Source organism: Mucilaginibacter sp. SJ (genome assembly GCF_028993635.1).
Lineage (GTDB): Bacteria > Bacteroidota > Bacteroidia > Sphingobacteriales > Sphingobacteriaceae > Mucilaginibacter.
In genome coordinates, this window is the sequence record NZ_CP118631.1 from 6,111,058 (window position 1) to 6,124,399 (window position 13,342).

Below are 13,342 nucleotides of genomic sequence, written 5' to 3' on the forward strand. Positions count from 1 at the left end.
TTGTTAAGGGTACTATACCCATTTGCCACTGTTTTGCTGTTTTTCCCGTCCATTACTTTGCTTTCAAGAAATTGGTGTAACTATGAAAACAGCAATCAAATCGTTAATTCCGGCACTATTGGCTATGTTGTTCATTTACGCGGCAGTTAGTAAACTGTTAACTTTTGCGGATTTTCGTCAACAGCTTTACAACCAAAACCTTCCGCACTGGCTCAGCAGCCTGTTGTTATACCTGTTGCCTCCCGCAGAAGTCGTCGTTGCCTGCCTGCTTTGCTTCAGACGTTACGTCATTTCAGGCTTGTGGCTCTCGCTTTTGCTGCTCATCGCTTTCACAGGCTATATTTCATTAGTTCTGCTGCACTATTGGGACCGTGTACCTTGCTCCTGCGGTGGGATACTTAGCCATATGTCCTGGGCCAGCCACCTCGCATTCAACTGGGCTTTTCTAATCCTGAATATCCTTGCTGTCTTCCTGCAATTATCCGATTCGAAACAGCATGTACAACTTACCGACTGATCTTACAGGGGAATGCCGAAAACCTGCGAAAAGAGTAGGCACATTAATCACCAAAGTTTTTCTGAATGCTTTTTGATCCAATAAAGCATTCCCACATCATGAAAGGCATGAAATTAAATTTCGCTGCTATCGCGGTATTATTAGGCACCGGTGCAGCATTCGCAACTTCAGCAAAACCGGCCGATGTAAAATGGCGCCAGCTATCAAATGGAAGTTACCAGCAGGTAACAGCTGCTTACACTTGTTCCGGAGCAACCGGAATTTGTACAGTTAGCTATCCAACCGGCCAGGATCCAAACATCGATAACAGCAATCCTGTATCGCAGGAAGCCGGAACCTTTCATTAATTTTCGGGACGACCGGCTTAAGGCCGGTCGTTTTGCCTTATTTTACCTTACCTGTCGTTTTGCTCTATGCCACTTCCCTTAATTTCATCAGGAGATATCGGCAAGACATACCGTTTATCTGATGGATCCAGTTGATAGGCCTTTCCGCCATATGACTTTGCTAACGTCTTTGCAAAACGTGAATCTTTATTCAGCCTTTTTAAATCATCCCACCGAAGCCCCCTGAATGCAAGCTCTTTGCGGCGTTCCGTCAAAACTGAACTGAGGATGTCAGGCGTGTTAGCCGTCGTCATCGCCTGAAAGGTTCCCGTCTTCCAGCGTGTTACCAACAATGTGTTCAAATCGGCGAGCGCGTCCTGGGCATTTCCTTTTCGGGCAAAGCATTCTGCCCTGATCAGGTAAAGTTCGTCTGTTGCAAGCCCTCCAAATAATTCAAGACTAAACCCGGTATATCTTCCTTTGAAGTAATTAGGATCATCCCCGCTGTAAAAAATTGTTTTGCGCAAATCCTTGGAATCATAAAGTTGATAGAGTTCGGGGCTTACGGTAAGGTTGGAGCTCAAGAACATTTGATAGGAATTTAAATGGTCATAAAGGATAACCTCGGGATTGTTAACTGCAGGCGAGGAAGGGAACGGACTGTCTGATGTTGCATCCAGCTCATTGTAATTCAATAATGTCGAATGCAGCTTCAGTGCTGCGGAAGCATAGTTTAAAGCATTATCGTTGTCTCCTATATTAAGATAAATCCTTGCTAGCAACGCATTTGCTGCCGCTTTGACCGGGCGGCTTTGATAAGGAGCGGTAGCAGGCAATAAATTCTCAGCTTGTTTAAGATCCTTGAGAACCTGGTCGTAAACCTGCTGCACAGTTGCCCGGCCTACTTTCGCATTCACATCAGAAACAAGCCTCAAAGGTATTCCCAAATCATTGGCCGACGAGGTCTTGTCATAGTGTTTGCTGAACAGCGTGACCAGGTTATAAAAAGCAAACGACCGCCAGAATAGGGCTTCACCTTCTGTTGTATTACGTGAATCTACCGATCCCTTGACTGGGTTTGCAGTCAGGCCTTCCAATACGATGTTGGAATAGAAAACTTGTTTGTAGGAAACATTCCAATCTAAAATTGCTTGCCCTTCATAAATATCCTTTTCCCAGAGATAAGCATTTTTCTCAATAGGGCTGCTGAAGGATTCGAGAATAACATCCGGAATTAGCGCTTCGTCTGCTGAGATCACTGTTAACCCCGGGCTTTGGTTGAATACCATAAAATTGTCCATCAGGGACTGGAAATCAGTAGGGGTTGCCGGTACAAGCAACGATTTATCCGGTTTCTTGCCCAGATAGCCGTTTTGGCAGGATGCAAAGCTGAACAGCAAAAGCATACTCAGCGAGGTTAGATAGGTTCTGATTTTATATGGTTTTTTCATTCGATAAGTGGTTAAATTGTTGACAAATGGTTAAAAATCCGCTTTGATTCCCAGGGAAAAGGTTTTTACCGGTGGATAAGCCGTTGTTGGGTAATCCGGATCAAATTTCGTTTTGGTCGCTTTCCATATGATCCCGAGATTGTTTGCATAAAAATAGACGGACATTTGTCTTACCGGCAGGCTTTTAAGGGCTACTTTATCCAATGCGTAGGAAAGGGATATATCCTGTAAGCGGATGTTGTCGCCTTTCTCGGCGAGCGCTGCTGAATAATTATAAAAATTATCCCTGCTGCTATTAAACCCGGCTGGCTGAGAGGGCACCTTCGTGCGGTTTTCATCGCCCGGATGTTGCCAGCGTTGACTATACAGGCCCGCATAATATCCCTGCCCGGTCAGGATGGAATTATATGCGATACCCGGTTGCCTGAAATAATACCCGAAGCGGTAAGTCACATTCGCAGATAACGAGAATTGACCGAAACTAAAGGTATTCCGAAGTGCACCATAAGTCGTTGGTCTCGCTGCTCCGATAAACTGGAGGCTATCTGCTGTGGATGAACTAATGATCTGCGCGTAGCTTTTACTTATTTTTCCATTAAGATATCCTTGAGGGTCACCGGTCTGCGGATCAAGTCCAGCCCATTTATAACCATACAATGCATAGAACGGGCGACCCTGCATAGGGAAAACCTGACTTTCGCTTAAACCCAGTGTACTCAGCGCATCCTGTTTGAAAGCGTAATTCGTAACCTTGTCGGTTACATGACTGAACAATAAAGTTGTTTGCCATTTGAAGTTGCCTGTAAAATTACGGCTGTTAATCGTCACATCTATCCCGCGGCCGCTCGTATTAGCGGTATTGCCTCGAAAAGTGCTTATACCGGTAGATGGTGCGAAAGCGATGTCTCCGATCAGATCGATTCCGCGTTTCCAATATGGCTCGATAGTGCCGCTAACCCTGTTGCCCGTTGTTTCAAAGTCGAGTCCGGCATTGATAACCCGGACGCGTTCCCAGCGCAGATCGGGGTTAGGAGGATTCCGGACCTGTGCATAAACTGTGTTTATCGGATTGCCGTCAAGATATTGCGCGGTGGTGTAGGCAGAAAGGGACTTGTTGACATTTCCGTTGTATCCATAGGTAAGTCTCAGTTTGAAATAGGGTAACCAGTCTAACCTGTAAAAACGTTCCCGGTCGATGTTCCAGCTTAACCCTGCTGAATACAACGGAACTCCCTGCTGATTGGCGTTCACCCCAAAAAGATTACTGCGGTCTCGCCGCACACTGGCCGAAAGGGTGTATTTATAGGCATAAGTATAAGCTGCGTTAGCATAATAAGAAATGTTCCTGTCGGTTAAATCCGTGAAGCTGTCAAAATAAGGGACGGGAACCTCGTTTCCGGGGGCAGCATATTGCGGAAAAGGCGTGATATAGTTAACTGGCAGCGCAGTTGCGTGCGCATCGTCGTAGCCATATTCGCGGTTACTGTTTGATACAGTATGGAGGCTCCGGATTTCATACCCTGCAATTGCATTGACTTGATGCTTATCTTGCCAGTTGCGGTTGAAATTGAATTGCCCCCGCAAGCTTTGGCTGGAAACGGAAATATTCGCTATATCCAGAATTCCGCCCTGGGGAATTCCGTATGTTAGTGCCCCGGTTTCATCCACCTGTGTATAGCTATTGATCAAATCCCTGGCATAGTAGGTATCCGCACCCTGCAGATTTCGTCCCGTGGTAAGTGTATGTCCATATTGATATAAAACGGAAGCCGATAAATCATTGGTGATTTTGTAATTCAACGCGGTGTTTAACCTATAGTCTGTCAGCCTAACCGTATTGTCGGCCAGTCGCAATTCATCAAGAGCACGATAGCCCCAGTCCAGCAGACCTGCGTTTTGCGCGCCATCGATAAACGCCAGCCTATGATCGTGGGCTATGGCGAGCGGATTTCCTGAGGCGTCCGCAAGCGTCGCATACGGGTATAAGGTATTGCCGGCACCGGTTTTCAGGCCAATCAGGCCTGTTCCGCCGTTGCCTTGCTGCCGGCTGCTTTCGGTCAAATAAAAGGCAGTCGTCAATTCCAGCTTTCTTTTCAGCATGGCTACAGTTTGGCTGGCGTTTAGGGTATAGCGCTGGTAGCCATTGGTTGTTAAATTCTCCCGGTTATGGTCATAGCCGCCTCCTACGAAAAAACGTTGATTATCACCGCCGCCACTCAGGTTTAAGGCGTATTGCTGGTTGATGCTTTTCTGATAGAAGTATTTTTGAAAATCATTCCGGACATCCAGTCCACGCAAAGCATCGATTTGCCGGTTCATTTCCTCTGTGCTAAGTTTACCGTCGCGTCCGGCAATCAATAATTCTACCACCGGGGTAAGGGCAGGATGATTATACCCGTTCTCCTGGTTTCTGTAATACCCTCTTGCAAATACCGTTTTTTCTACGTCGATAAAGTCCGAGGCCGACATGCGAGGTTGGTAAAATGCATTTGGTTTGTCGCCAACAGTCGTATTGGCATTGAACGACACACGCAATGGCTGTTTATAGGCTGCTTTTTTAGTAGTGATAACAATTACGCCGTTACCTGCCCGCGATCCCCATATTGACGCGGCTGCCGCGTCTTTCAATACGGAAATGCTCTCCACATCATTCGGATTGATATTATTGATATTGCCATCGTATGGAAAATTATCGATGACGATGAGCGGATTTGCATTGCCATAGATGGTGTTTTGTCCCCGAATGCTCAGTTGATTGGCATTTGCGGATTTTCCCTTGTTAAAAAGTAAACCGGGGGTAACGTCTTCCAACCTGTCAATAATTCCGGTACTTACACGCCGGTTTAATAGCTTGTTATCAACCTGTACGAAAGAACCGGTAGCCCTTTCGGCAGGTATCGACTGGTAACCCGTAGATACGACAACTTCTTTCAGCTCAGCAGCCGATGAGTTTAGCGTTATATACAGCGGTTGCCTTCCGTTTGACAGTACGTTAACCTCAAGAGGCGAATAGCCGATATAGGAAATGATCAACGTAACCTTGCCTGAGATTTTTATGGAGAAATCACCCGCGGTATCAGTTAATGCAGTCTGCCCTCCGTCCTTTACTTTTATCGTTGCCCCATGTAGCGGAACACCTGCTTCTGTTGCCACATGGCCGCGCACCGTTCTATCCTGGGCAAAACTGCGCAGCGGAATTATGGTGATGAGAAAGCTTATTACAAATAAGGAGGCGAAATATCCGCTACAGATTAACGGGGCCTGAGGCTTTCGATCTTTAATATTATTAAGCATTTGGATCTTCATTCGTTTATAGTTTAGGTATTTGTAGTTAAGGTTTTGAATTGGGCGCGTCACGTATTACCACCATTTCAAGGTCTGCAAGCCGCTCCTCGAAACGGAGGTCATATTTGGCCAGTTCCCGGTTCACTTCATCAAGTTTGGTCAGGTTCCCGGTGAGTTGCAGGTCCGCCTTATCCATATATCCCGTTTCGTCTTTAAGTGGTAATGGGTGATATTGCAAGGGTAATTGCATTCTGCTGATGAATACGCGCAGGTAGCAGTTGGTAAACCTGGCCCCGAACGCGTCCTGTTCCACGGCAGGTTTCTGGCCGGTTGATTTTAACTTGTCCATATTGGAAGTACGGACTAATGCGAGGCATTTCACCTTCCTTGTTTCTAATGACGCAGTGTATTTGGTAAAATGGCCACTTAATTTCTCCCTCAAAATCTGGTAGGATTTCTTTCTGAGGCTGTCGGGCAAAATAAGTTCAACACAATATCCATTGCCCTTTTTTAACCAATCCCTAAAGTCATCGCTTTTTAAATTCCCGGCAGTAAGCCCCGTCGTATCGACAACTTCAAATGCGATCTCTTTCGGTTGTTTTGAATATGCAAGAAGGTATAACTCTGGTATCGTTTGATTACGCGCGGTTATGCGTCTGTCTTCACCTTCTCCGTCTATCATGGTATTATTATAATACCCCCTGCCAACACCTGTGATGTATCCGCTAACTGCAAATGATACATCCGCGCTTTCTTCGGTAGGTGCAATCAATAGGTTCGAATCATGGTCGTAATTGTTAACTTCGTCTTCCTTCACTTTAAGGGAGGCATCGCCACCTTGCAGAAAACGGTTGATTACTTCATTGCTTAGTGCGCGTTGATCGGTAATAGCTTTGACGATGCCATCGGGCCCTATCCATACGAGGTGAGGCAGCTCTGAATGCGGAAACAATTTCCCAAGTTCAGTATCTCCCATAACACCCGGAAGTTGCTCTTTAATGCCGCGCTCTTTTGCAAGCCTGCCCAAAAAAGTTTCAACCTCCGTTTTGCTTTGATACGCTACAGGCATAATCTGTAGCTTTTCTTTATAAGCATCCTGAAGGCCGTTCATTTTCGATATCATGTCCACACAGGGAACACACCATGTAGCCCAGAAATCCAGGATCAATAGTTTGCCGCGATAATCGGATATACGGGCTTCTGATTTTCCATTATTGTTTGTCAATCCCTTGATGATGATATCAGGAACCTTGTCGCCGGGTTGAAGGCCGTTAATTTTGTTATAAAATGTATATGATTTATCCCTGGCGCTTGCGTTCAAAAAAAGGCAAAGCGCTGCCAGGAAGCTTAAATAGTGCTTCATGAAAAATGAATTTAAGAATGAAAAAATCCGAGGGTTTTACCTAACCTGCGATACCGTCACCACTTTCTTTTTCGCGTTTGCAAATGGGACAACGCGATGGCGGTTCATCTATCAAATCGTCAAGCGCTTCTACTAAAGCAATTAAATGATCAAAAAGGTCTGCAGCATCGTCGGCTGCTAATGTTTGTTGAGTGGTAAATTTAGGGTTACCGGCCATAACGGACATCGCTTTCCACAGTGAAACTTTAACTTCATCAGCAGGGTACTTACTAAAAAATACGCGTAGTACCTGATCAGGTGTGCGCACATTAAAATCTTTTAGGTCTACTACGATTCCGCTCATGATTGATTAAAAAAGTTTGGGTAAAATTAGGCAAAGCGATGCCAATAGAGGCAAATTACTTTGCTCTTGAATTAGGTAAAAAGAAAAATGAAACGGCAGCCGGCTCGATTAACTATTAACTGGGCTGCCGTTTCAATAAATCATTCGGGAGATTTGAAAATGTTTTTGATGGGGTCTTGAAGAGAAAAAGAGATAAGATTTTTATTAACATTCAAGACATATTGCCTTGCTTTTCCTAAAAAGTAAAGATTATTCAGTTCAAGATTGTTAAGAAATTTTTGCATACTCGTATCAATTTTGAATGAAAACGAGTCTCAATTTGGCAAAAGTATAATGGATGGACTTCACTGCTTTTGCGCAAGGTACCGCCAGGAACCCCTACCTTTTTACGGGTAGTCGACCACAAAAGACTTAAGTGAAGCCCATCCATTAAAATATACCTCAAAGATATAAATTTTCAGGAATGGGCGCTTTCACTTGCCTTCACGTGGTCGAAACTGGCGGTTTTAGACGTGAGACTTCGTTAGCGGATTAAATATTAAGATTGTTGTCGCTTTTTTCTAACTCATTATCCAAATGTAAGAAAATTAATTACTAAAAGTAGTATTTAATTACGATTAGTAAATAAAATATACAATAGGTAATTATTTTATGTAAAAAGGTAACTCTTCCAGACATTTAAATCAAAAAATCTACGATATGTCAATCTGGGGAGAGAATCGTGATATTGAATTAACAGTATTCGAACCGATAAAATACCTTTTCGAAAATCATGCGGTTAAACGCATGTACCAAATAAAAGAGCTGTTGCAAGGTAAGGTGGCATCAGCAATGGGAATTAATTCTGGTAGGTATGCGGCCAAATTAGCAAATCCCGAAAAATTTACTTTGTCTGAAATTCTTCGATTCTCTTATATCGTTGATGTTGATCCGAGTCTTGTAATTAATGTTATCCAAAAAGAGGCCGAAGTTCTAAAAGCAATAAAACAAAGGGTCAAAGCGGATATTTCGAAAATGTCATTTGATTAATATCCTTTTGTTGATTCAATGCATTTTGACAGGTTCATGTTAAATCAATTATTACTAAAAGAGAACACTCATTTGGCTTATATAGAACGTGTGAGAAATGCAGATCAATAATTAATCGACTCAGTTTGGCCAATTATTACAACATATGCGTTCAGTGCTAATGCTCAACGATATTTGATTTGAACCAAGAAATCATTCATCAACCAAATGAAGTCAATATTTATAAACTATTTGCCTATAATTATATAAATTATAGTTATACAGATTTACAGATTGAGCATTTTTCAACGTGATCTTCTAAATTAATAATATCTTTATTTTATAAATACTTATTCACATAGTGTGAATAGTTATTTTTACTTTTAAAGAAAGCCAAAACCGTATGAGGTCAGAAAATGAAATATTCGAAAATGACGATGATAGATTAGAACTGGACATTCCGAAGGAAGAACGATATCTGAATACGTCGTCATACGATTATTCCGTAGAATTTATAGTTTCAATGATGATCGGGGAAAATCCCAAAGTCATCTTAGAGGTTCCTTTTCAAAGACAGTACGTATGGAAGGACGATAAAGCTTCGCAACTGGTAGAATCAATAATAATGAATGTCCCGATACCTCCTATATATTTTGCAGAAGAGGAAGATGGAAGATGGTTAGTAATTGATGGATTGCAGCGACTGAACGCCCTTTTAAAATATTTTCAAAATGAGTATGGACTAAAGAAACTTGATATTTTGAAAGATCTTGAAAGGATGAAAATCAAAGATTTACCTCCGAAGGCAAAATCTCTTTTAGCCAATGGACAGTTGCGGGTGAATGTTATTAAAAAAGATAGCCATCAGGATATTAAGTATGACATTTTCATGAGACTAAATAAAGGTGCAGTAACATTAAATTACCAGGAATTAAGAAACTGCTTATATCGCGGCTCGTTAAACGATCTAGCTAAGGAAATTGTGCAAAGCAATAGCAATCTTCTTTCCATTTTAAATTTGAGAACACCTCAAAGCCGATTTCTCGATGTCGAATTTGTAATAAGAATATTTGCGATGCTGTCAAATTTGGATGTTGATGAAAATGGAGACTATTATTTAAAAGGATATACAGGACGACTCGTCACTTATATAAATAATTACATGAGCGTCAACAGAAAAATGCCAATTGAGTCAATTAAAAAGTTACACTCAACATTTAATGAAACTTTAAATAAAGTAGTGGTGGTGTTTGGCACGGATAAAGCCTTCAGAGATATTTCTGAAAATAAATCAAAGGTGAATAAAGCTCTTGCTGATTGTATAGTCTTAGCATTTTCTTTGTTTGATGAAGATAAATTGAAGGCAAATAAGGCAAGTATTCAAAAGCATCTTGTAAGGTTGCTAAATAATGATCAGAAGTTTAAGTCTTCCATTTCTTTAAGAACGTCAGATAAAGATGTAATGAATTATCGAATTGATAAATGGATTAAGACTTTAAAGGATGCCTTATGATTTTCTAGCAACTGATGATACTGTAAGATCATTCAGTGACATTGATTTGTTAATTAACTATGCTACAATAGAACGAGATAATGGCCACGAAGATAGGCGAAAGTTATTTCTAAAGCTCGCCATTGTTTCGTCTGTAACAAAATTTCAAGTTTTCATTGAATCGGTATTAAAAGAATATCTTTATCATTTAAAAAGTTGCCAAAAAAACTATTCAGAGGTTTCGATTCATTTACGCCTAAATGCTCTGAAACTGTATACTTCGTCAACTATTATACATAAAAACTTAGAAAACCCAGAGGGTTACAACAGGGATAAGTTAACAGAGGTTAAACGTTATGCTGATCAAGCGCTAAAAATCTGTAATGATAATTTAATTATTGCTGATGAAATCACGATAGAAACAAAATTCCCAATGGGAAAGACGGGGCTGTCAGAACTCTCCAAATTGTTTAGGCAAATTAATGGGGAGGATATCTTTGCAAATCCACCGTTCGATATTAATCGCCTAAATGAAATACTTGGGCGTAGGCATGCCATTGTTCACGAGGATTCAAATCCACAAGTTACTGAACAAACGGTCCAAAATTATAGAAATTACTTAGTGTTGGTTATCGAATACGTTGATCAGTATCTTGCAAATTATAAATGAATTTTGGGACGAAATTTTCGTTGATGAACAATATTATACCAAGCGATAGATTATAATTAGTGTAGAGAGGGGGGTGATAGATTATCGAATTTGGAATTTATGAAATATAAAAGATTTGATTAAAAGTCGAAGAGGGCAAAAGCTTCGACTGATCTAGCCCCCAATAATATCTACGTTAAAATCAAAAAGACTACTAAAACGTTGTCTATAATCGTTTGTAGTGCTTTTTACCATTACCTGCATTCCATTTTCGGAATATTTAACAACTTCAAAATTCATAATTTGCATTCCTCCCTCACCTAATTCAATTTTCCTTTGCAGTAGTTCCACATGATCATATTCGTCCGATTTTAAAAGGAGCGATTCCATTTTGTCAGGTAAGGTAATTGGCTGGTTATTATTCCGATGCCGGCACACCAGTCCATTGGGAAATTGCACTGGCAAATATTTATTTTCAATTAGCTCAACTAGCTTTTTAGCAAGTTTAAAATTCTCTTTTGTATAGGAAGCGTCGGCTCCTTCAAATCTTACATTAAATTGTTTTTCAATTTGCCGGAGGTTTTCAAAAAAGGTCAACAATGAAACGTGCGGTGTGATGTCCATTTTTGTTGTTGAGCCTGGAATTGTTGTAGTTACCCCTGCTCTGTTAATAATTACCTTGTGGCCCTCCAGGTATGCAACAATCAGCTTCTGGATTGTAACACATTTAATAACAGAGGGCAGCTTTTCAGGAGCTGTGAATTTTATCACTGTCTCATAACCCCGGTTTTTTTTCTTGTAAGTGATTTTTGCAAAAATTCCGAAACCCCAATATTCTGCCTTGACCTCATATCTATTTTTTTCAATATGTTTGAATTCAAACTCGACGTCATCTAAAGATATATCCTTATCCGGAACCTCAATACTACATCGGTGCTTCGCTGGTAATGAAATGATATGGAATGATGCAATAGTTTCTTTGCTTATGCCCATTTTGAAGCCTTCAATTACATGCTCGAAATGCTCTAATTTATCTGGACCTATTTTAATGGCCCCATTGTAACCTTTTTGTAAGTGTAGGATCTGCTTCGCGATTAGGGGATCATTGATGGTGAAATTTATATCATTCATCGTTTTACCATTACCTTTTCTGTGGAATTCAGTTATTTGCGGCTTGCCTTCTACCAAAGAAATACTCGATTCTATATCGTGAAATGAGGTATAGGCGTTATATGTTTCCTGAGATACCATTCCACTTTCTAAATCACCGGCAATATGCTCTTTCAAATAGACGTTAAGCTCAGTAAGAAACTGATCCGCGGTCATATCGATATATTCAATATGACGAGCCTCTAATTTTTTAATATATAATGGCGACCAATTTGGAGCAATTAAAAAACGCTCTTTACGATGTTCTCCTACAGATTTATCAATCAAATCAAACCATGACCATATATTGTCATCTTCAAAACCATAGGCCAAAAATACCTGTGTTTTTTTGGCGATCAAGCCTAATATAGCGGTCCACATCGGGTCAGCTTTATTAATATTATAAAAGCTTGCGTAGTCGTTTTCGGTGATAACAATCCTGTCAAGACTCTCAAGATCACCATGCGGCTTAAAAATTGCAGGTCGTGATGAATTAATGTAGGGGATATCTTTTGAGCTTCTGATAACGTCTGCCCTGCCTAAATAGCTGGTCTCTATCATTGAATCGTAATTAGTTGTCACGATATCCTTGATATGGGGGATCCGGCTTAATAAATCATGCAAGTATCTGTCAGTCGGCATTTTGCCAAATTCATCCCTTATAATCTGATTTAGCGCGTTCCTTGATCCATTCCTGAAGGTTACCAATGCGCTTGCAGTTTGTTTTAAACTGGCATTTGAGCCAAGTTGACTTTGTTCATCCGGGCTTAATGATTTAAATATTATTTCTTGAATTTTTTTACCGCTGGGGTAACCGGCATAAAGTGAAAAACCTGCTCCTATCCAAAGCGCAACATCCTCTTTTCTGATGGCGGTATATAAACTATGTAAACTCATCAATAAATAATAAACCTTTGAAGGTAGCTTATCTTTCTAATTATTTTAATAGTTGTTAATAATTAGCAGATTTCAACATTTTTCCGACATGTGTTCTGGAACCGAGTGTATTTTTCTATTGTCATTAAAGAAATATATTTAACTTTTGAGCTATATTGTCAATCTAATACTAAATCAATATCTATGAACAGAATTATTAAATTTTCACTTCTGCTTTTTTTCTTTTTAGGTGGCATTCAAGCCTTCGGGCAGCCAGCTGTTAAAATTAACAATGGCATCATTGTATTAGACGATAATTTTGTTGTGTATCGGGAAAAGAACTACCTCAAAACCATTGATAGTTTAGATAAAGTTTTGAAGAACAACCCAAAGGATACTTCTGCGCTATTTTACCGGGCATTATTCTATACCCGTTCTAACGACATACTTGCCAAGCCTTATCAGGTAGACCCCAAGGCATTAGCAGAACTTACCATCGCAAAAACATTTGTAGAAAGGGCACTGACCCTTAGTATGCAGGATTTTAAATTAAAAGTTCTCAGAGCAGAAATATTCGCTGGCTTATGCTACCGGTACAGTGGAGATGAATCCTGGAAATTTAAGCCATTAGAAATTACCGCCCGCAAAAAGTCATTTATAGAATATAAGACTAAGGCTAATCAATACTATGAGGAATTAGCCAAGGTAGATCCTCATAATGCCTATGATTATGAAAGAAGATTGGTCAAGTATGATTATCCGATAAAGTAAGGCGGTTACTCGCTCAATATGTTACTTAAGAATCCCCGGGGGGTAGGCTTGATTGTCTAAATGTTAATAGATTTTCTTTTTATTACTTTAACATTTTGGTTATAATTACGTA

The 13,342-nt window shown here is 40.6% G+C and carries 11 protein-coding genes; 6 read left to right on the plus strand and 5 right to left on the minus strand.

Translation table 11 applies throughout. The features are described from left to right. The first annotated feature begins 82 nt into the window (after positions 1-82). Both MusilaSJ_RS25055 and MusilaSJ_RS25060 read left to right on the plus strand, forming a co-directional pair. Complete coding sequence (locus MusilaSJ_RS25055; protein WP_274987492.1) at positions 83-517, plus strand: MauE/DoxX family redox-associated membrane protein; 435 nt, start codon at positions 83-85, stop codon at positions 515-517. Between the two features lie 107 nt (positions 518-624). Next, positions 625-864, plus strand: coding sequence for a DUF6520 family protein (locus MusilaSJ_RS25060; RefSeq protein ID WP_274987493.1), 240 nt, complete (start codon positions 625-627; stop codon positions 862-864). 47 nt (positions 865-911) lie between these two features. Here the strand turns inward: MusilaSJ_RS25060 and MusilaSJ_RS25065 are convergent, their stop codons facing one another. From MusilaSJ_RS25065 to MusilaSJ_RS25080, 4 genes are read right to left on the minus strand one after another with little or no spacing between them, the layout of a single operon-like run. After that, a complete protein-coding gene (locus MusilaSJ_RS25065; RefSeq protein WP_274987494.1) occupies positions 912-2,294 on the minus strand; it encodes a RagB/SusD family nutrient uptake outer membrane protein in 1,383 nt (460 codons plus the stop codon). Positions 2,295-2,324: 30 nt separating this feature from the next. Continuing rightward, complete coding sequence (locus MusilaSJ_RS25070; protein WP_274987495.1) at positions 2,325-5,600, minus strand: SusC/RagA family TonB-linked outer membrane protein; 3,276 nt, start codon at positions 5,598-5,600, stop codon at positions 2,325-2,327. Positions 5,601-5,625: 25 nt separating this feature from the next. Continuing rightward, complete coding sequence (locus tag MusilaSJ_RS25075; protein WP_274987496.1) at positions 5,626-6,942, minus strand: TlpA family protein disulfide reductase; 1,317 nt, start codon at positions 6,940-6,942, stop codon at positions 5,626-5,628. Between the two features lie 40 nt (positions 6,943-6,982). Beyond that, positions 6,983-7,285, minus strand: a complete 303-nt coding sequence (locus tag MusilaSJ_RS25080) for a hypothetical protein (protein WP_274987497.1) — start codon at positions 7,283-7,285, stop codon at positions 6,983-6,985. Positions 7,286-7,984: 699 nt separating this feature from the next. Between MusilaSJ_RS25080 and MusilaSJ_RS25085 the strand changes: the two genes are divergently transcribed. The 3 genes from MusilaSJ_RS25085 (at position 7,985) to MusilaSJ_RS25095 (ending at position 10,455) form a co-directional block, all read left to right on the plus strand. After that, complete coding sequence (locus MusilaSJ_RS25085; RefSeq protein WP_274987498.1) at positions 7,985-8,314, plus strand: hypothetical protein; 330 nt, start codon at positions 7,985-7,987, stop codon at positions 8,312-8,314. A gap of 382 nt (positions 8,315-8,696) precedes the next feature. Next, positions 8,697-9,806, plus strand: a complete 1,110-nt coding sequence (locus MusilaSJ_RS25090) for a DUF262 domain-containing protein (protein ID WP_274987499.1) — start codon at positions 8,697-8,699, stop codon at positions 9,804-9,806. Further along, the gene (locus tag MusilaSJ_RS25095) at positions 9,796-10,455 is read left to right on the plus strand and encodes a HEPN domain-containing protein (protein ID WP_274987500.1); all 660 of its coding nucleotides are present in this window, start codon (positions 9,796-9,798) and stop codon (positions 10,453-10,455) included. Before MusilaSJ_RS25090 ends, MusilaSJ_RS25095 begins: the two co-directional genes overlap by 11 nt. 153 nt (positions 10,456-10,608) lie before the next feature. Here MusilaSJ_RS25095 and MusilaSJ_RS25100 read toward each other — a convergent pair whose 3' ends face one another. Then, positions 10,609-12,480, minus strand: coding sequence for an SIR2 family NAD-dependent protein deacylase (locus tag MusilaSJ_RS25100; RefSeq protein WP_274987501.1), 1,872 nt, complete (start codon positions 12,478-12,480; stop codon positions 10,609-10,611). 183 nt (positions 12,481-12,663) lie between these two features. Between MusilaSJ_RS25100 and MusilaSJ_RS25105 the strand changes: the two genes are divergently transcribed. After that, positions 12,664-13,230: a hypothetical protein gene (locus tag MusilaSJ_RS25105; RefSeq protein ID WP_274987502.1), complete on the plus strand. Its 567-nt coding sequence runs from the start codon at positions 12,664-12,666 to the stop codon at positions 13,228-13,230. Positions 13,231-13,342: the final 112 nt, after the last annotated feature.

Bases quoted from the DNA above. Each gene is read 5' to 3' on its own strand.
- MusilaSJ_RS25105 (WP_274987502.1), top strand. From the start codon at position 12,664: ATGAACAGAATTATTAAATTTTCACTTCTGCTTTTTTTCTTTTTAGGT.
- MusilaSJ_RS25060 (WP_274987493.1), top strand. From the start codon at position 625: ATGAAATTAAATTTCGCTGCTATCGCGGTATTATTAGGCACCGGTGCA.
- MusilaSJ_RS25090 (WP_274987499.1), top strand. From the start codon at position 8,697: ATGAGGTCAGAAAATGAAATATTCGAAAATGACGATGATAGATTAGAA.
- MusilaSJ_RS25070 (WP_274987495.1), bottom strand. From the start codon at position 5,600: ATGAAGATCCAAATGCTTAATAATATTAAAGATCGAAAGCCTCAGGCC.
- MusilaSJ_RS25095 (WP_274987500.1), top strand. From the start codon at position 9,796: ATGCCTTATGATTTTCTAGCAACTGATGATACTGTAAGATCATTCAGT.
- MusilaSJ_RS25080 (WP_274987497.1), bottom strand. From the start codon at position 7,285: ATGAGCGGAATCGTAGTAGACCTAAAAGATTTTAATGTGCGCACACCT.
- MusilaSJ_RS25085 (WP_274987498.1), top strand. From the start codon at position 7,985: ATGTCAATCTGGGGAGAGAATCGTGATATTGAATTAACAGTATTCGAA.
- MusilaSJ_RS25100 (WP_274987501.1), bottom strand. From the start codon at position 12,480: ATGAGTTTACATAGTTTATATACCGCCATCAGAAAAGAGGATGTTGCG.
- MusilaSJ_RS25055 (WP_274987492.1), top strand. From the start codon at position 83: ATGAAAACAGCAATCAAATCGTTAATTCCGGCACTATTGGCTATGTTG.
- MusilaSJ_RS25075 (WP_274987496.1), bottom strand. From the start codon at position 6,942: ATGAAGCACTATTTAAGCTTCCTGGCAGCGCTTTGCCTTTTTTTGAAC.
- MusilaSJ_RS25065 (WP_274987494.1), bottom strand. From the start codon at position 2,294: ATGAAAAAACCATATAAAATCAGAACCTATCTAACCTCGCTGAGTATG.